Genomic DNA, 18078 nt, shown 5'->3' on the forward strand with positions numbered 1-18078 from the left:
GGGACGAGTGAGGAGTCCGAGCGTGACCAGAAATCTGGGCGTCAACACGTGGGTGTGGACGTCGCCGCTCGATGATCGGAAGCTGGCGGAACTGGCCCCGAAGATTGCCGGGTGGGGGTTCGATGTCATCGAGCTGCCGGTGGAGAACGTGGGCGATTGGGACGCTCGTGCCGCGGCGAAGCTGCTCGACGATGTGGGTCTCGCCGCTAGTGTGACGCTGGTCATGGGGGAGGGGCGCGAGCTGGTGGCGGCCGACCGGGGAACGGTCGCCGCCACTCGTGACTACCTGCGGCATGTCGTCGATGTGGCGGCCACGGTCGGTTCGCCCGTTATCGCGGGTCCGGCCTACGCGTCGGTGGGCCGGACCTGGCGGATGGATGATCAGGAACGGGCGGCGCGTTACGCCGAGTTGCGCGACGGCCTGGGGCCGGTGGTCGAGCATGCCGTCCAGGCTGATGTGAGCGTTGCCATCGAACCGCTGAACCGGTACGAGACGAGCCTGATCAACACCGTGGACCAGGCTCTGGAGGCGGTCGAGGGCCTGCCGGTCGAGGGGAGCGGTCTGGCCCTCGACGTGTACCACATGAACATCGAGGAGACCGACATTCCTGCCGCGATCCGCCGCGCGGCCGGCCGGATCGATCACGTGCAGGTGTGCGCGAACGATCGGGGCGCTCCCGGTGCGGATCACCTGGACTGGCCCGGGATCATCGGTGCGCTGGACACGGCGGACTACGGCGGGCCGCTGGTCATCGAGTCGTTCACGGCGGAGAACGAGACGATCGCCACGGCGGCGTCGATCTGGCGTCCGCTGGCCGAGAGCCAGGACGCCCTCGCCGTCAACGGATTGGTGTTCCTGCGAGACGTCGTGGCCCGCGGGCCGGAAGGAGGGATGAGCTGACGAGCTAGCTCGAGCTGGACCGAGCTGAACCGAGACGGCCCAGATCGAGCTGGTCTGACGTACCGCCGGCGCCGGCACGCCGCGCGGGGCTAGGAACGCATCAGTTGTTCTTCGTTGGAGGAATCTGAATGAGCGTGGCCCGAAACCTGCGGTGGAAACGGCCGGTAGCCGTGACCGCCGCCGCTACCCTAGGGCTCTCGTTGCTGGCGGCCACACCGTCGGCGGCACACGAGGGTGACCATGGCGATGCGCACGTACTGATCTTCACGGCGACTCCAGCCGGCCCGTGGCACGATGAGGCGATCGACTACGGAACGCCGGTCCTGCAGGACGCGCTGGACGATGCCGGTATCACGTCGGAGGCGACGGATGACCCGTCGGTCTTCAACGACGAGGATCTCGCGCACTACGACGCGTTGGTGATGTTCCAGACCAACGGCGATCCCTGGAACGACGAGCAGAAGCAGGCACTCCAGAACTACCAGCAGAACGGCGGCGGTATCGCGGCCATCCACAACGCGACCGACATGCGTGGCGACTACGACTGGTGGGACGACCTCGTCGGTACGTTGATGCCGGGACACGCCGACACGAGCCCGCCGGAGGGCCTCGAAGCGACGGTCCAGGTCGAGGACTCCACCCACCCCGCCACGTCGCACCTGGAGGGCTTCGAGTGGGTCCGCTCGGACGAGTGGTACAATTTCTCCACGAACGTCCGGGGCGACGCGCACGTCCTGCTCTCCATGGACGAGACGACGTACGACCCGGGCGGCAACGCCATGGGGTACGACCATCCGATCTCGTGGTGCAAGCTCTACGACGGCGGGCGGGCGTTCGCCACGGCCCTGGGCCATTTCCCGTCGCACTATGACGAGCCCGAGGTCATCCAGCACATGGTGGGTGGCATCGAATGGGCGGCGGGAGCTGCCCCGGGCGATTGCGGCGGCACCGACTGGGGCTCGTACGAGAAGGTGGCCCTGGATCAGAACACCAGCGCGCCGTTCGGGCTGACCGTCGCGCCGGACCGGCGGGTGTTCTTCACCGAACTCGTGCGCGGTGAGATCCGCGTCTTCGATCCCGAAACGCACACGACGTCCACCGCACTGGATCTGGACGTGTACTACGGCGGCGAGGACGGCTTGCTCGGCATCACCGTCGGCCCGAACTTCGAGGACACGGGGCACCTCTACGTCTACTGGTCTCCGGCCAGTGACGACGACAGCGATCCGGCGAACTTCTTCAACCGGGTCTCGCGCTTCACTGTGGATGAGAACTCGATGATCGACCCGGCGAGTGAAGAGGTCATCATCGAGGTTCCGGCGCGACGGCAGCCCGACGAGCCGGGACACACCGGCGGCGATCTCGACTTCGATCTGGATGGCAACCTGCTCATCAGCGTCGGCGACGACGTGAACCCACACTCCGAACCGTCTGGCGGCTACGCCCCCCTTTCCGAGCGGGAAGGCACGTTCCACGATGCGCGCGAGACGTCGGCGAACACGAACGATCTGCGGGGCAAGCTGCTGCGGATCACGCCCGAGGCCGACGGCGGGTACTCGATCCCCGAGGGCAACCTCTTCGACGAAGCCGACGACACCGACGACGAGACCCGTCCCGAGATCTACGCGATGGGCTTCCGCAACCCGTTCCGGTTCACCGTTGACCCGGACACGGGCTGGATCGGGCTCGCCGATTACGCGCCGGACAACGGCCAGGACGCGCCCGACACGCGTGGACCTGCCGGGATCGTCGAATGGAACTTGATCAAGGAACCCGGAAACTACGGCTGGCCACTGTGCATCGGCCCGAACGAGCCGTACCGGGACGTCGACTACACCACCGACCCGGTGACGGTCGGCGACTACTTCGATTGCGACAACCCGATCAACGATTCCACCCGCAACACCGGCAAGACAGAGTTGCCTGTGGCGCGGGAAGCCGACATGTACTACGGCTACCAGACGTCGTCCATACCGGAGGTCATCCCGCCCGGTGGCGGGCTTGCCCCCATGGGCGGGCCGTTCTACGACTTCGACCCGGACCTTGAGTCGGAGACGAAGTTCCCCGAGTACTTCGACGGCAAGCCGTTCTTCTACGAGTGGTCGAAGAACGACGTCTTCTCGCTCCTTCTCGACGACGCGGGCGAGTTCCGCAAGGCCAACCCGTACCTGCCGGACATGCAGTTCCTGGCGCCGCAGGACATGGAGTTCGGCCCGGATGGTTCGCTGTACGTCCTCGAATGGGGCGGTGGATTCGGGCGAGACAACCCGGATTCCGGTGTCTACCGGATCGACTACGTTTCCGGCTCGCGCTCTCCGATGGCCGAAGCCACGGCGACGCCGGACTCCGGGCACGCGCCACTCGAGGTGGAATTCTCCAGCGAGGGAAGCCACGACCCGGAAGACGAGGAGATCACTTACGCCTGGGACTTCGAAAACGACGGCGAGGTCGACTCCACCGACCCGAACCCGGTGCACACCTACACCGAGGACGGGGCGTATGACGCTCGCCTGACGGTGACCGACCCGCACGGGAAATCCGGCACCACGACGGTCCCCATTACGGTCGGCAACACCCGGCCCACCGTGGACTTCACCTGGCCACCGGATGGTGGCTTCTTCGAGTGGGGCGACGAACTCGCGTGGGATCTCGACGTCAGCGATCCCGAAGACGACGAGATCGTCGAGGACGACGTCATCGTCCAGCCCGCGATCGGGCACGACGACCACGCTCACTCCTTCGATCCGGTGCCCGGCTTGACCGGGTCGTGGACGGCGGATCTCGGCGGGCACTCGCGGGCTGACAACGCGTTCTACGTCTTCGATGGCCGCTACACCGACCAGGGAACCGACACCGCACCGCGGCTGTCCGGTTCCGAGGCCGTCGTGTTGCAGCCGAAGATCAAGCAAGGCGAGCACTTCACGTCGTCGGACGGCGTGGACACGGTGTCCAGCGCCGACGTCGAGGTCGGCAACAATGCCATCGCCGGACAGGATGGTGCGTGGGCCGCGTACGAGCCGGTGAACCTCACCAATGTCGGCTCGATCTCGCTGCGGGTGGCGTCCGCCACCGAGGGCACGGTCGAACTGCGCCGGGATGCTCCCGATGGCGAGCTGCTCGGCACCGCCGACGTCGAGCCGACCGGTGGGCTGTCCGACTACACCGACGTCACGGTGGACGTGAACGATCCCGGTGAGACGTTTACTCTGTACCTGGTCTTCCCCGGGACAGACGAGATACGGCTGAACTTCTTCGAGGCCAACGGCAAGGGCATCTCGCCGGAAACCCGGCCGGAGGTGCAGATCACCTCGCCTGACGGAAGCGAGCAACTCGAGGTCGGCGAGGTCGAGATCACGGCTGCGGCCAGTGACGCGGAGAACGAGGTCACCGAGGTCGAGTTCTTCGTGGACGGCGAGTCCGTCGGTACCGACGGGTCCGCACCGTACTCGGCGACCTGGAACGTCGACGAGGAGGCGCGGTACGAACTGACGGCGGTCGCGACCAACGATCTGGGCCTGTCCACCACGTCGCGGATCGTCGTCGCCCAGGTCGGCGAGCTGTATGGCGATTTCGAGGCGTTCACGAACACCGAGGCGGAGTTCGAACGGCTCGGCACTAACGAGTGGGCAATCACCGCGAACGGCGGGAACATGTGGCAAGGTACCGACGAGTACGGCTCGCTGTACCTGCCCGCTGTCAGCGGGGATCGCTGGATGGCCACGGTCAAGGTCGACGGCCAGGAGAACACCAACGACTCGGCCAAGGCCGGGCTCATCGTGCGCAACGACGTCACCCAGCCGGGCACGTCACTCGGATACGGGGCCATGGCGATGCGCGCGGGCCTGTCGTTCGAATGGCTCACCGACACGGATGGCAACGGTGAGCTGGACGCCAGCAGTTCGGCAGGTGAGCACGGCTACCCGGCCTGGGTGCGCATCTTCCGGGACGGTGACGAGTACACCGCGTACTGGAGCACCGACGGTGAGAACTTCACCCAGGTGGGCGAGCCCCAGGTGCTGCCCGGCGCCGACGATGTCCAGGACATCGGCATCGCGGTGACGGCACACAACGCCACCGAGACCAGCCGGGCCGAGTTCTCCGAGTTCGAGCTCGATCTCGATCCGGAGGATCCCGGCGATCCAGAACCGGACCCCGACCCCGATTACCCGGGTCCGGTGTGCCGCATGCAGCAGTCGGACGAGTTCGACGGTGATGCCCTGCACGCCAAGCGGTGGACGGCCGTACGCACCGCCGGGGACGCCGAGGTGGCGCTCGCCGACGGTTCGCTCGTCCTTCCGGTCGTCGAGGGCGACATCAACGAAGGCACGGAGGGCCCGATCAGCTACGCGGGCCAGCCTGCCCGGGAGGGCGAGTGGGAGATCGAGACCGAGGTGTCGATCGAGCACACCCGCGAATGGCAACATGCCGGGTTGCTGATGCATGGCAGCGACGACGACTATGTCAAGCTGGCGTTCACCCGCAACTCCGCTGGCGATCGGATCATGGAGTTCCAGACCGAGACGGACGGCTCGCGGGAGTGGCACGACAACGTCACCCTGCCCTCGGATTTCCCGTCCACTGCCCATCTGCGGCTGGCCAGTGACGGCGCCGAGCTCACCGCGGCCTACTCGGCCGACGGCGAGGACTGGACCGCGCTGGACGGCGCGGCCCAGGTGATCGAGGACGCGACCGTCGGCGTGATGGCCGCCGGAGACACGGACACCCCCGAGGTGGACGCGTCGTTCGCGCATTTCAGTGTCACACCGGACATCGATGACGACGGTGCCCGCGAGCCCTCCGACGAGTTCGACGGCGACGCCGTCGACGGCTGCCGCTGGAGTGTCGGCCGGACCGCGCCGGAGGCCGAGCTCGCCGTCACCGACGGCCAGCTCGTGCTGCCGGTCACCGAGGGTGACATCAACGAGGGCGAATCCGGGCCGATCAGTTATCTCGGCCAGCCGGCCCCGGAGGGCGAGTGGGAGTTCGAGACCCGGCTCACGCTCGAACACACCCGGGAATGGCAGTACACCGGCCTGATGCTGCACGCGGACGACGACAACTACGTCCGGGTGAGCTACACGGCGGGTTCACCGTCCGAGCGGTTCCTGGAGTTCCAGACCGAGACGGACGGCTCGCGGGAGTGGCACGACAACAACGTCGAGGTTCCCGGTGATCCCGACACGGTGTACCTGCGGCTGGCCAGTGACGGCTCCGAGCTGACGGCGGCCTATTCCGTCGACGGTGAGGAGTGGACGGACCTCGAGGGCGCGGCGCCGCTCTTCGGCGACGCCACGGTCGGCGTGGCCGCCGCCGGGGACACCGGCGAGATGGAAGCCGACGCGCTGGTGGACTACTTCCGCGTCGTTGACGGGGAGCAGGACACCACGCCGCCGGAGGTCGAGGTGACCACCGATCCCGGGGAGCCGGACGGCGAGAACGGCTGGTTCGTCAGCCCGGTGACGGTGACGGCGTCGGCCACGGACGACAGCGATGAGCCGGTGCTCATCGAGACCCGCGACCCGGACGGGGACTGGGAGGAGTACACCGGCGCCCTGGAGATCAGCGAAGACGGCGTGCACGATCTCCAGTTCCGCGGCACCGACGACGCCGGCAACGTGTCCGAACCGGTGGACGTCGCCGTCGAGCTCGACGCGGGCGCTCCCGAACTCGTGGTCGACGGCGTCGAGGATGGCGGCAGCTACGAGCTCGGTACCGAGCTCGCGGTCGATGCGGACGCGGAGGATGCCGTGTCCGGTGTGGCGTCGGTTTCGCTCGAACTCGACGGGGATGCTCTCGACATGCCGGCGACGATCACCCCCGAGGTGGGCGAGCACACGCTCGCCGCCACGGCGAGCGACGAAGCTGGCAATGTCGCGGAGGTCACGGTGACGTTCGAGGTCGACGTCTCCTACGCGGGAACGCACGAGCTGCTCGACACCCTGTACGGCGAGGGCGTGCTGGAACGGTGGGACTACCACCGGCTGCGTAACCAGCTCGCCGTCGCCGGACGGGCCGTCGAGCAGGAGCACGACGGGCAGGCCGAGCGTGCCCTCGATCGCTTCATCGGGTTTGCCGAGCGGGTGTCCGATGACGATGCCGGCGCGCAGCTGATCGGCGTGGCCGAGGCGCTGAAGGCGAAGCTCTGAGCCGGTAGGCCTGGTGCAGGGCCGGAGCAGCTCGGGGCGTCATGCACCGGCGCGCTCGGCGAGGCGCTTCCGGCGATGAGCGACACCATCGTCGCGGGTGGCGTTCCCGGGCTGCTCCCTTCGATCGGGACCGGTGCCGGACGGTCCCTGGTCTCGGTGCTGGCGGGCGCACGGCGTCCTCCAGCACCGAGACCCCTCCTTCCCCTCCCGCTGATCATGAACACTAAGCGACCTACATAGCACGCCTAGTGTTCATGATCAGCGGGAGGGGAAGGAGGGGCGGTCAGTGGCGGCGACGGCGACGCAGCGCGAACCAGAGGACGGCGGTGACCGCGGCGGTCGCGGCGGCCAGCGGCCCGTACTTGCGCGCGGCGTCGCGCGCGCCGCTCACCTCGAACAGGTCGATGGCTTCGGTCTCCGACGGTGCCGGCGTGGTAGCCGCGCCCGCGGCTGACGCCGTGCCGGAGGTCGTCGTACTGGAAGTCGTCGTACTGGAGGTCGCCGCGCCGGAAGTCGTCGTGCCGGTGGTCGTGGTCTGGGTGGCCGCTCCTGCCGATTCGGCCGGTGCCGCCTGTTCCGGTACCGCCGGTTCTCCCACCTTGCGTTCCAGGCATTCGGCGAACTGCCCGAGGAGCTTCGCCCCGACATCGCTGATCATGCCGCGGCCGAACTGTGCCGGCCGACCGGTGATCTTCAAGTCTGTGGTGACGTCGACGCGCGTCTTGTCGCCGTCGCCCACCAGCACCGCTATAACGGTCGCGGCGGCCGTGCCGGAGCCGCGGCTCTCCTTGCCGGACGCCTCGATGACGATCCGCCGGGCCGCTTCGTCCTTCTCGGCGAAGTGACCCGTTCCGCGGTAGAGGAGTGAGATCGGGCCCAGCTTGACTTTCACCGAGCCGGCGAACTCCGTACCGTCGAATTCGGTCAGCGTCGCTCCCGGCATGCATGGCGCGATACCCGGAACGTCGAGCAGTACCTGCCATGCCTGATCGACCGGCGTCGGTACGGTGAACTGGTGTTCCAACTGCATGCTCTACTCCTCCTCAATGTTGTGCCTCCTCGCCACCCACACCCCGCTGATCATGAACACTAAGCGACTACATAGCACGCCTAGTGTTCATGATCAGCGGGAGTGGGCGAGGGGTGGTCATATGCTGGCGGCGGTCCGGACGGCCCGGCCCGTCAGCACCGATGCCAGGTGCGTGCGGTACTCCGCCGAGGCCGTCACGTCATCGGCCGGCTCGGTGTTCTCCGCCGCGTGCGCGACGGCGGCGCCGACGGCATCGGCCGTGGCGGGTGCGCCCCGCAACGCTTCCTCCACGCCGTGCGCGCGCACCGGCCTCGGCCCCATGTTGGTCAGCGCCACCCGGGCATCGGACATGGTGCCGTTGTCCCGCTGAACCATGGCGGCGACACCCACCAGCGCCCAGGCCTGAGCGACCCGGTTGAGCTTCTCGTAGTGGCTGCCCCAACCCGAAGAATCGGACATCTTCGGCACCCGCACCGCGACCAGGATCTCGCCGGGGTCCATCGCCGTGGTGAGGTAATCGACGAAGAACTCCGACGCCGGCACGGAGCGGCGCCCGGACGGCCCGGCGATCTCGAAGCTCGCGTCCAGCGCCATGGTCACGCTCGGAAGGTCACCGGCCGGATCGGCGTGGGCGAGCGACCCGCCGAAGGTGCCCATGTGCCGCACCTGCCGGTCCGCGACGGTCCGGGTGGCTTGCGCGATCAATGGGGCGTGGCTGCGCACGGCTGGATCGTTCATGATCTCGTCGTGCGTGGTCATGGCACCGATGACCAGATGGTTTCCGTCATCGGTGACGCCGCGCAGGTCGTTGACGCCGCCGAGATCGACGACGACGGTCGGCGCGGCCAGCCGCAGCCGGAGCATCGGGATGAGGCTCTGACCTCCGGCGAGGATCTTCGCGTCCTCGCCACCGTCGGCCAGCGTGCCCACGGCATCGTCGACGCTCGTGGGCCGGGCGTAGTCGAATGCGGCCGGGATCATGGCCGGTCACTCCCTTCACGAGCAGCGCGAGCATCACGGATCGCTTGCCACACCCGCTCGGGGGTGCACGGCATGCGGATGTCGGAGACACCGAAGGGACGCAGCGCGTCAACGATGGCGTTCACGACGGCCGGTGTCGATGCGATGGTCCCGGCCTCGCCGACGCCTTTCGCTCCCAGCGGGTGCCCCGTGGCCGGTGTCTCGGTCCGGCCGGTGATGATGTCCGGCAGGTCGGCGCTGCTGGGAACGGTGTAGTCGACAAACGTTCCGGTCAGCAGGTTGCCGTCCTCGTCGTACACGGCTTCTTCATACAGTGCCTGCGCGATGCCCTGCGCGATGCCGCCGTGCACCTGCCCGTCGACGATCAGCGGATTGATGACCGTGCCGACGTCGTCGACGGCGACATACGAACGGATCTTCACCTGCCCGGTCTCCGTGTCGACCTCGGTGGCACACAGGTGCGTTCCGTGCGGGAACGAGAAATTCTCCGGGTCGACGACGGCGTCGGCGTCGAGATTGGCCTCAACGCCGTCGGGAAGGTCGTGGGCGGTGAAGACGGCGAGCGCGCAGTCGGCGAGCGTCTTGCCCGCACCCGGCGTTCCCTTGACCCGGTACTGCCCGTCGACGAACTCCAGATCGGCCGGGTCGCATTCGAGCAGATGAGCGGCGATGGGTTTGGCCTTGTCGACGACCTTCTCACAGGCGCTGACCAGTGCGGTCCCGCCGACGGCGAGGGAACGCGAACCGTAGGTGTCCAGGCCCTTGTGGGAAGTGCGCGTGTCGCCGTGCAGTACCTCGACGTCGTCGAACGGGACGCCGAGACGGTCGGCCACGATCTGGCTCCAGGCCGTCTCGTGGCTCTGCCCGTGCGGCGACGTCCCGGTGATCACCTCGACCTTGCCCGTGGGCAGCATCCGCACCGAGGCGGTCTCCCAGCCGCCGGCGCCGTAGCGAAGCTGCCCGAGGATCCGCGAGGGGGCCAGGCCACACATCTCGGTATAGGTGGAGACGCCGATACCGAGCTGCACCGGATCACCTGACTCGCGGCGTTCGGCCTGTTCCCGGCGCAGCTCGTGGTACCCGAAGAGCTCCATTGCCTGGTCGGTGGCCGCTTCGTAGTTGCCGGAGTCGTATGTCAGCCCGGCCACCGTGGTGAACGGGAATTCGTCGTGCTGGATCCAGTTGCGACGGCGCAGCTCGATCGGGTCCACGTCGAGCTCGGTGGCGAGCTCGTCCATGATCCGCTCGATCGCGTAGGTCGCTTCTGGCCGGCCCGCGCCACGGTAGGCGTCGGTCTTGGTGGTGTTGGTGAACACCCCGCTGCACTCGAACCGGTAGGCCGGGAACTTGTAGATGGCGTTGAACATGAAGGCGCCCAGCACCGGCACCCCCGGTGTGACGATGCCGAGGTAGGCACCCATGTTGGCCAGCAGCTTGACGGACAGGCCGGTGACGGTGCCGTCGCGGCGGGCGGAGAGCGTGATGTCCTGGATCTGATCGCGCCCGTGGTGCCCGGAAAGCATCGTCTCCGAACGTGACTCGACGAACTTTACCGGCCGGCCGAATCGGCGAGCGGCGGCGAACGCGATGAACTCTTCCGGCGTGACCTGGAGCTTGCCGCCGAAACCGCCGCCGACGTCGGGCGCGACCACGCGGATCTTGTGCTCGGGAACGCCGGTGGACATGGCGAGCATGAGCCGCAAGATGTGCGGGATCTGGGTGGCCGACCACATCGTGATCTGATCACCGGTCGGGTCGACGACGACGCTGCGCGGCTCCATGAAGGCCGGGATCAGCCGCTGCTGGACGTAGCGGCGTTCGAGCACGACCTCGGCGTCCGATTTCGCTTGCGCGACGTCACCACCGGTACCGGCCTCGGCGGAGTCCAGCACCCACGTGTAGCACTTGTTGGTTCCCGCGTCCTCGTGCACGAGCGGGGCACCGTCGGCGAGGGCGTCCTCCATGTCGACGACGACGGGCAGCGGCTCGTAGTCGATCTCGATGGCTTCCAGCGCGTCCTGTGCGCTGGCGCGGTCCCGGGCGGCGACCACGGCGACGGGTTCGCCGGTGTGCCGCACCTCGTCGACGGCGAGCGGGGGATAGCCGGGAAGGACGGTGTCCTCGGTGACCGGCCACGCGCAGGGGAGTGATCCTTGCATGTCGGCGACATCTCGCCCGGTGAACGCCGCGACCACGCCGGGAAGCTCGAGTGCGGCGTCGACGTCGACGTGCGTGATCCGGGCGTGCGCCAGTGGGCTGCGCAGGATCGCCAGGTGCAGCATGCCCGGAAGATTGATGTTCTCGGTCCACATCGTGCGCCCGGTGATGAGCCGGGCGTCTTCCTTGCGGCGGCGATCACGGCCGACTTCGGCGCCGGGTTGATCCTCGGTGACGGTCATGTCGTCACCTCCTGGGCGGCATCGGCTGACTGGGATGTACGGGGAGCGGCGGCGCGCATGTCCGCCGCGGCTTGCTGCACGGCCCGGACGATGTTCTGGTAGCCGGTGCACCGGCACAGGTTCCCTTCGAGACCCTCGCGGACCTCGTCGTCGCTGGGCTCGGGATTGTCGGCGAGCAGGTCGACGGCTGCCATGATCATGCCCGGCGTGCAGTAGCCGCACTGGAGGCCGTGGCAGCCGTGGAAGGCCTGCTGCATGGGATGCAGGGCATCGTTGGGGCCGGAGAGCCCTTCGATCGTGGTGACGTCGGACCCGTCGGCCTGGGTGGCCAGGACGGTGCAGCTCTTCACGCTCTTGCCGGCCAGCAGTACGGTGCATGCTCCGCAGTTGCTGGTGTCGCAGCCCACCACGGTGCCGACCTTGCCGAGGCGGTCACGCAGGTGGTGGACGAGGAGGGTGCGGGGGTCGACGTCGTCGTCGTACCGTACGCCGTCGACCGTCAGGCTGATTCTGGTCATGGGCACTCCCGCGTACGCCGGGGGGCGATCCAGGACATATCGACCCCGATGGTGCGCGTCGTCACAGGCGCCGCGAGCGCGCCCCCACCTCCTTTTGTTCAAAGCTTGTATTGAAAGCTTGTGTTGAAAGACCGTGATGCCCGACGGCGCCATGGTCCCGGTGCGCGCTTATGGAACCAGCAAAGTCCGTGGGGCCGCGGGCTGGCAAGAGGTTTGGTCAAACAGATTGGTATCTGTGACGGCGAGCGGTGTCAGTGAGCTGTTTCACGTCCGGACAAATGGCGATCATGTTCGCTTTTCGGTCACGATGACACGTGGCGCGGCGGGTGCCGGACTCGGGCACGGGAGCCGCACCGGAATATGAGCGGCGGCATCTGCCGGGCGACATCGGCGTCGCCAGTACATGATCTCGAGGCTCGCGGCAAGGATGGCGCCTGCCTGGTCGCGAGGAGGCAACACATCATGCTGTACGACTGCCCGGAATGTGGCCTGCCCGCCACGGTGACGCATCGGGCCAGGCTTTCCAGCACGTCGGGCCAGATCGAGCATGTCGACGTGCGCTGTGCTGCGGACCACCGGTTCCTGGGGCCGGCCGACAGGTTACGCGTCCTGCTGCCGCGCTAAGGGTCCGTCGCTGAACACCAGTCCAGCCGTCACGAAAACTGGAAAGGCTTCTTCTTGGGTTTGTGCAACGCCCAGGACCCTCCACGCTTGCCTGGACGTTCCGCAAACCCAAGAAGTGAGATGGAAGGTGGGGTTTACCCCCGTACGGGTAGGGGTCCTATCTCCGGGCTGAATCGGGGTACTTGCCGGACTGTTTGCGGGTTCGCGGCTGCGTAGCGTGTCGACATGTGAACACAGAAACCTCGACGCTCACCAGGCATTCCGATCGCCCGGCTGAAGCGCCCCGGAAGAAGTACGTGAGCGCGTACTCGGAACTGCTCACCTCGGTTCGGGACGCGGGCCTGCTGCGGCGTCGGCCGGGCTACTATGCGGTGCGCGTGGCCGTGCTGGCGGCGTTACTCGCGGGATGTGGCGTGGCGTTTGCCGTGCTGGGCGAGTCATGGTGGCAGCTGGCCGTGGCGGGTGCGTTCGGCCTCCTGCTCAGCCAGGTGGCATACCTCAGCCATGATGCCGCACACCGGCAGATCTTCACGTCGGGCAAGCTCAACGAGTGGAGTGCGCTGATCCTCGGTAACGCGATCGTCGGGCTGAGCTACGGCTGGTGGATGTCGAAGCACAGCCGGCATCATGCGAATCCGAACAAGGTCGGCGCCGATCCTGACGTCGTGGACGGGGCTCTCGTTTTCACGGCGGATGCGGCCATGCGGCGGCGCTGGCGACGCGGATTCGCGGGCTGGTTCGTGGCGCGGCAGGGGACACTGTTCTTCCCGTTGTTGCTGCTGGCCGGGCTTAACCTGCACGTCGCGAGCGTGCGCACCGTGTTCGGCCGGGGACGGGTGAAGCACCGCGCCGTCGAGATTCCCGTGCTGCTCGCCCGGCTGAGTCTCTACCCGCTCGTGCTCTTCACCGTCCTCTCGCCCGGCCTGGCCGCCGCCTTCCTGGCAGTGCAGCTCGGCGTGTTCGGTTTCAGCATGGGAGCTACCTTCGCACCCAACCACAAGGGAATGCCGGTGCTCGCGGCGGACATGAACATCGATTTCCTGCAGCGGCAGGTGCGCACGAGCCGGAACGTCCGGGGAAGCTGGTTCGTCGATGTCGCTATGGGCGGGTTGAACTACCAGATCGAGCATCACCTCTTCCCGAGCATGCCGCGTCCCAACCTGCGCAAGGCGCAACCCCTGGTGCGCCAGTACTGCGCCACGCACGGCATCCCGTACATCGAGACTGGGATGCTGGAGTCGTGGGGAATCGTCGTCCGGCATCTGAACGAGGTGGGTGTCGGTGACCTCGATCCGTTCCAGTGTCCGCTGGCTGCCCAGCTGCGAGCTGTGAACTGATGGTGCACTGTAACGCGGGATGGCGGCGTGGCCGGTGAAGCACTCATGAATGATGGTGCCGGGCTAGACGTAGCAATCCGGCGCCGGCGATGTACGAGAGGAGCCCGGCGACGGGCAGACCGGCGAGGTAGTCCGGAGCCGGATCCGCGACCGCGATCGTTATGAGACCGAGAACGACGCCGGCGATCCCCGTCACGACGATCCCGCGCCGTGCGGTCCCGGGCAGCCGTAGCCGGCCGGCGGTCGGAGCGCTCCCGATGATCTGTCCCTTTCGCAGCCCAGCCGAACGTGCCTCGATGCGGGCGAAGACGCCGACGAACACGGCGAGGACGGCCGCGCAGGCCAGTACCCAGGGCACGCGGAGGAGTAGCCATTCCCCCGAGTCGACGGCGGGCTCGGGCATGAGGCCTGTCGGATAGAGCGTGACGGCGGCGACGACACCCGCGCCCATGTGCCACAGGAACATCGTCAAGATTACGGTGTTGATGCCGACGACCACCGTCCACACGCTTCTGCGCTGGAGGAATATGTTCAGCCGGCGGCTGAGCAACAGGGCACATGCGGCTTGCGTGACCCCCAGGACGAGCAGCGCGAACGACGGTGGTGAGGTGTTCTGGAATGCCTCTCCCGGGACTCCCACCATGCTGACCGGATACGGGCCGAAGGCCGTGAGGGCGATGAGTAGCGCGACGCCACCGATCGTCAGAGCGGCCAAGATCGCCGGACGGGCGTTGCCGCTACCGTCGCGCCAGGCGAAGCCGATCTGGTGGAAGACCAGCCAGACGAGCAGGTAGTTGGCAGCACCGATGACGGGCACGTCGGCGTGCATGCGGGCGATGTCGATGACGAGGACGGCGACGAACGCCACGGCGGGAAACGCCAGCCCGAACCGGCGGTGGAGTTCGTAGAGGAAGGGGGCGAGAAAGACCAGGCTCACGTAGGCGGCGAGGAACCACAGGGGGATCTGGGCAGCCCACACGGCGAGCGCGACGAGCTCGGGGTCGGCTCCGAGCAACGGAAGCCCGAGGCCGGCGGAGCCCAGGATGACGATGAATGCCGTCGTCGGCCGTAAGAGCCGCTCGCTCCGGCTGAGCAGCCACCCCAGCAGGTCACCGCCGCGGGCGTAGTGCGAGTGCAGCGACGTGCCGTTGGCATACCCGCCGACGAGGAAGAACAGCGGCATGACCTGCAGAAACCAGGTCACCGGATGGGACCAGCCAAGGTGGGAGAGCGCGTTGCTGCCGCCGATGCCGTCGTCGGTGGAGACCACCAGGGCAAGCCAGTGCCCGATGACCACGATACATATCGCGAACGCTCGCAGGAGATCGACTGCCCGGTTCCGCTCGCCGGGCGTGTGCCGCGCCGCGTGACGTACGCCGCCGACAAGACTCATGGCACTCACCCCTGTACCCACCAGGCTAGCGAGCGGGTCGCGCCACACGAGTGGCACCGGCACCGTGCTGCGACGCGATCAGGCGAGACGGTAGAGGATCGGCTGGGCCGAAATGTGATTCGCGGTGAAGTTGGCGAGGACGAACCGGCGGAATGATGTGCGCAAGACCATCTTCGGCGCGATGTCGCGCAGCCGATCCCAGCGGCAGTGGTTGATGATCCCGAAGTCCTCGCGCTCGCCGTCGAGCGGTTCCATCACCCGCGAATTATCGAGACCGGTGTTGACGTTGAACCATCCGGCCGTGTACTCCCACACGGGCACGATCTGTTGCGGGTCCGCACCGTAGAAGAAGTTGAAGAGGAAAACCCCGGGGCGGCTGGCATCCACATCGCCCATGTTCCGGACGTTGGCAGCGGCAATGTCCGCGGTGCGGCGCGCGACCGCGGTGACGCGCGCCGCGAGTTGCTTGTAGGCCGGATCAAGGCGAAGGTGGCGCGCGCCAGCTGGATCGCGTGTCTCGATGAGAATGACGAGGTCATAGCGTGCACGTTCAACTCCGCCGGACTCGGTGGCGCGGCGCAACAGCCGATGATTCTGGGCGGCGACGAGGTTGGCGAACCCGCGGAACACGCTCGCGCGCACGACGTCGTCGTGGGTCTGCAGCTCGGCGGCGAGCCGTTTCGCGTCAGGGATGAGCTGCCGCATCGTTGCGCTGCTGCGCAGGAACATGGGCCGCCGGTCGATCTCGGCGGCAAGCAGGAGGTAGCCGGTACCGCTCGGGGACTGCAGCGGGGCTGTTGCCGGGTTCAGATGCTGGTTGACGATGCGCACGGTGAGCTCCGTTCTTCGAGTGGCGCGGGAAGCGCCCGTTAGCGGTACACGAGCCCGGATAGGCGCCGAGCGAGCCGGCGACGGAACGGGGGAATCCTGCCAAGAGTCCCGAGGACGGCGTTGCGCAGCGGCCGCATTGCGCGACGGACGGTGGCGAGCCGGGTCAGCCGGTCGGCGAGCTTGACTACCTGGAGTGCGATCGGCCTGCGCGCAGCGCCGTAGTCGTCGAGCTGTTGCGCAGAGCCGCCGCGCAGGACGCGGTCCAGGATCGTGCCGAGAGCGACGGCGTCGGTGATGCCCGTGTTCATTCCCTGGCCTCCGGCCGGGCTGTGCACGTGCGCGGCGTCACCAGCGAGAAGGATCCTGCCCTGCCGATACGTGTCGGCGACGCGGTGATGGACGCGGAACCGGGAGCCCCAGATCACGTCGCGGACCTGAGCTCGGGTGGCTTGCGGACCCCGGGTGTCGAGCAGGTGTTGCAGGAAGTCGGCGTCAGGCATCTGTGGTGCCTCGTCGACCGTGGCGACGATGCGGTGGATACCGTCCGGCAGCGGCGCGACCACGACCATTCCGGCGGGGGAGAAGTAGAGGATGACCTCGTCGTGGGGTGCACCACCGCTCAGCCGCACGTCGGCGAGGGTGAAGGACTCCGCGTACGTTTCGCCGCCGAAACCGATGCCGGCCTGTTCGCGCACGGTGCTGTGCATGCCGTCGGCCCCGACGACATAGGCGGCGCGGGTCTGGCTCCCATTCGAGAAGGTCGCGGCGACGCCGGTGTCGTCGTGATCGAGCGTGGTCAGGGTGTAGGGGCGGTGCACTGTCCCTCCGAGCTTGATCAGCCGCTCCAGCAGCACCCGTTCCGTCATCGCTTGGGAGATCATCAGCGTGTATGGGTAGGCGGTCGGCAGATTGTCGAATGGCACCGGAACGAGCACCCGGTCGCGGTCTCGGATGGTGAATCGCGGCGCGTGAACTCCGAGAGCGGCGAGCCGTTCGGCCACGCCGTGCGGTTCGAGCGCTTCCAGCGTCAGCGAGTGCACGACGGCCGCGCGGGACGTGTTGTCCCCGGCGGCTTGATTGTCGACGACGGTGACCTCGTGGCCGCGGCTGACCAGGGAGATCGCGGCCGTCAGCCCGGTAGGCCCGGCGCCGACGACGAGAACGCCGGTGGTGGTGGGGAGCATGGCCGCCCTCCTAGGTCAACATATGTTGGCCAACGTTTGTTGACTTCACTCTAGTACCCCGGACACGCCGGGTCAACAATTGTTGGCAAACGTTCGTTGACCTAGCATTGCCGGGATGCGGAGGGCATCAGAGGAAACGAAGGCGACCATCCTGGACGCGGCTCGAGACCGGTTCGCCGCAGATGGCTACGAGCGCGCGACGATCCGCGCCATAGCCGCGGACGCGTGTATCGATCCGTCGATGGTGATGCGCTACTTCGGAAGCAAGGAGAAACTGTTCGCGGCAGCGGCGCATTTCGATCTCGAGCTTCCGTCACTCGTACAGGTGCCCCGCTCCGAGGTCGGCGAGCGGCTCGTCCGGCACTTCCTCGATCGATGGGAGGGGGACGAGGCGTTGATGATATTGCTGCGCTCCGGTGTCACGAACGCTGTCGCCGCCGAGCGGATGCAAGCGATCTTCGCCGAGCAGCTGGCACCAGTGGTCGCGGAGGTCGCAGCCGATCCATCCGCTCCAGCATCCACCCGCGCTGGCCTGGTAGCCAGCCAGATTCTTGGCCTCGCGTTGTGCCGGTACGTGTTGCGGTTTCCCCCCGTGGTGGAGATGAGCCGCGAAGAGGTAGTGAGGTGGGTAGCGCCGACGGTTCAGCGTTACCTGGCGGATCCTGCGGTCCCTCCGCCCACGCCGCGGTGATCATCGAGGATGTGCCCGATGCCCGCCGGGCACATCCTCGATG

At 67.4% G+C, this 18078-nt stretch carries 12 protein-coding genes; 5 read left to right on the forward strand and 7 right to left on the reverse strand.

Features of this window, described 5'->3' with window-relative positions; all coding sequences use genetic code 11:
• The first annotated feature begins 22 nt into the window (after positions 1–22).
• A complete protein-coding gene (locus tag DPM12_RS19865) occupies positions 23–901 on the forward strand; it encodes a sugar phosphate isomerase/epimerase family protein (RefSeq protein ID WP_112260101.1) in 879 nt (292 codons plus the stop codon).
• A 128-nt stretch (positions 902–1029) separates the two neighbouring features.
• Positions 1030–7047: a ThuA domain-containing protein gene (locus DPM12_RS19870; protein ID WP_112260102.1), complete on the forward strand. Its 6018-nt coding sequence runs from the start codon at positions 1030–1032 to the stop codon at positions 7045–7047.
• Positions 7048–7330: 283 nt separating this feature from the next.
• On the opposite strand, the gene DPM12_RS19875 is transcribed toward DPM12_RS19870, so the two are convergent.
• From DPM12_RS19875 to DPM12_RS19890, 4 genes are all read right to left on the reverse strand, one after another.
• Positions 7331–8077 carry an SRPBCC family protein gene (locus tag DPM12_RS19875; RefSeq protein ID WP_112260103.1) on the reverse strand — a complete coding sequence of 249 codons (747 nt, stop codon included), beginning with the start codon at positions 8075–8077 and terminating at the stop codon, positions 7331–7333.
• 117 nt (positions 8078–8194) lie between these two features.
• The gene (locus DPM12_RS19880) at positions 8195–9058 is read right to left on the reverse strand and encodes an FAD binding domain-containing protein (protein ID WP_112260104.1); all 864 of its coding nucleotides are present in this window, start codon (positions 9056–9058) and stop codon (positions 8195–8197) included.
• Positions 9055–11457, reverse strand: a complete 2403-nt coding sequence (locus DPM12_RS19885; RefSeq protein WP_112260105.1) for a xanthine dehydrogenase family protein molybdopterin-binding subunit — start codon at positions 11455–11457, stop codon at positions 9055–9057. Before DPM12_RS19885 ends, DPM12_RS19880 begins: the two co-directional genes overlap by 4 nt.
• Positions 11454–11975, reverse strand: coding sequence for a (2Fe-2S)-binding protein (locus tag DPM12_RS19890; protein WP_112260106.1), 522 nt, complete (start codon positions 11973–11975; stop codon positions 11454–11456). The genes DPM12_RS19885 and DPM12_RS19890 overlap by 4 nt, the downstream gene beginning before the upstream one ends.
• 360 nt (positions 11976–12335) lie before the next feature.
• Between DPM12_RS19890 and DPM12_RS22960 the strand changes: the two genes are divergently transcribed.
• The gene (locus DPM12_RS22960) at positions 12336–12599 is read left to right on the forward strand and encodes a hypothetical protein (RefSeq protein WP_123788542.1); all 264 of its coding nucleotides are present in this window, start codon (positions 12336–12338) and stop codon (positions 12597–12599) included.
• Between the two features lie 227 nt (positions 12600–12826).
• Positions 12827–13936 carry a fatty acid desaturase family protein gene (locus tag DPM12_RS19895; protein WP_112260107.1) on the forward strand — a complete coding sequence of 370 codons (1110 nt, stop codon included), beginning with the start codon at positions 12827–12829 and terminating at the stop codon, positions 13934–13936.
• 43 nt (positions 13937–13979) lie between these two features.
• Here the strand turns inward: DPM12_RS19895 and DPM12_RS19900 are convergent, their stop codons facing one another.
• From DPM12_RS19900 to DPM12_RS19910, 3 genes are all read right to left on the reverse strand, one after another.
• The gene (locus DPM12_RS19900) at positions 13980–15329 is read right to left on the reverse strand and encodes an acyltransferase family protein (protein WP_112260108.1); all 1350 of its coding nucleotides are present in this window, start codon (positions 15327–15329) and stop codon (positions 13980–13982) included.
• A gap of 78 nt (positions 15330–15407) precedes the next feature.
• Positions 15408–16160, reverse strand: coding sequence for a hypothetical protein (locus tag DPM12_RS19905; RefSeq protein WP_112260109.1), 753 nt, complete (start codon positions 16158–16160; stop codon positions 15408–15410).
• A 38-nt stretch (positions 16161–16198) separates the two neighbouring features.
• Entirely contained in the window at positions 16199–17344 is a 1146-nt protein-coding gene (locus DPM12_RS19910) for an FAD-dependent oxidoreductase (protein ID WP_112260110.1), read from the reverse strand.
• Positions 17345–17459: 115 nt separating this feature from the next.
• On the opposite strand from DPM12_RS19910, the gene DPM12_RS19915 reads away from it, so the two are divergent.
• A complete protein-coding gene (locus tag DPM12_RS19915; RefSeq protein ID WP_112260111.1) occupies positions 17460–18035 on the forward strand; it encodes a TetR/AcrR family transcriptional regulator in 576 nt (191 codons plus the stop codon).
• Positions 18036–18078 lie beyond the last annotated feature (43 nt).

The sequence above is a fragment of the Phytoactinopolyspora halophila genome (assembly GCF_003287285.1).
GTDB lineage: Bacteria > Actinomycetota > Actinomycetes > Jiangellales > Jiangellaceae > Phytoactinopolyspora_A > Phytoactinopolyspora_A halophila.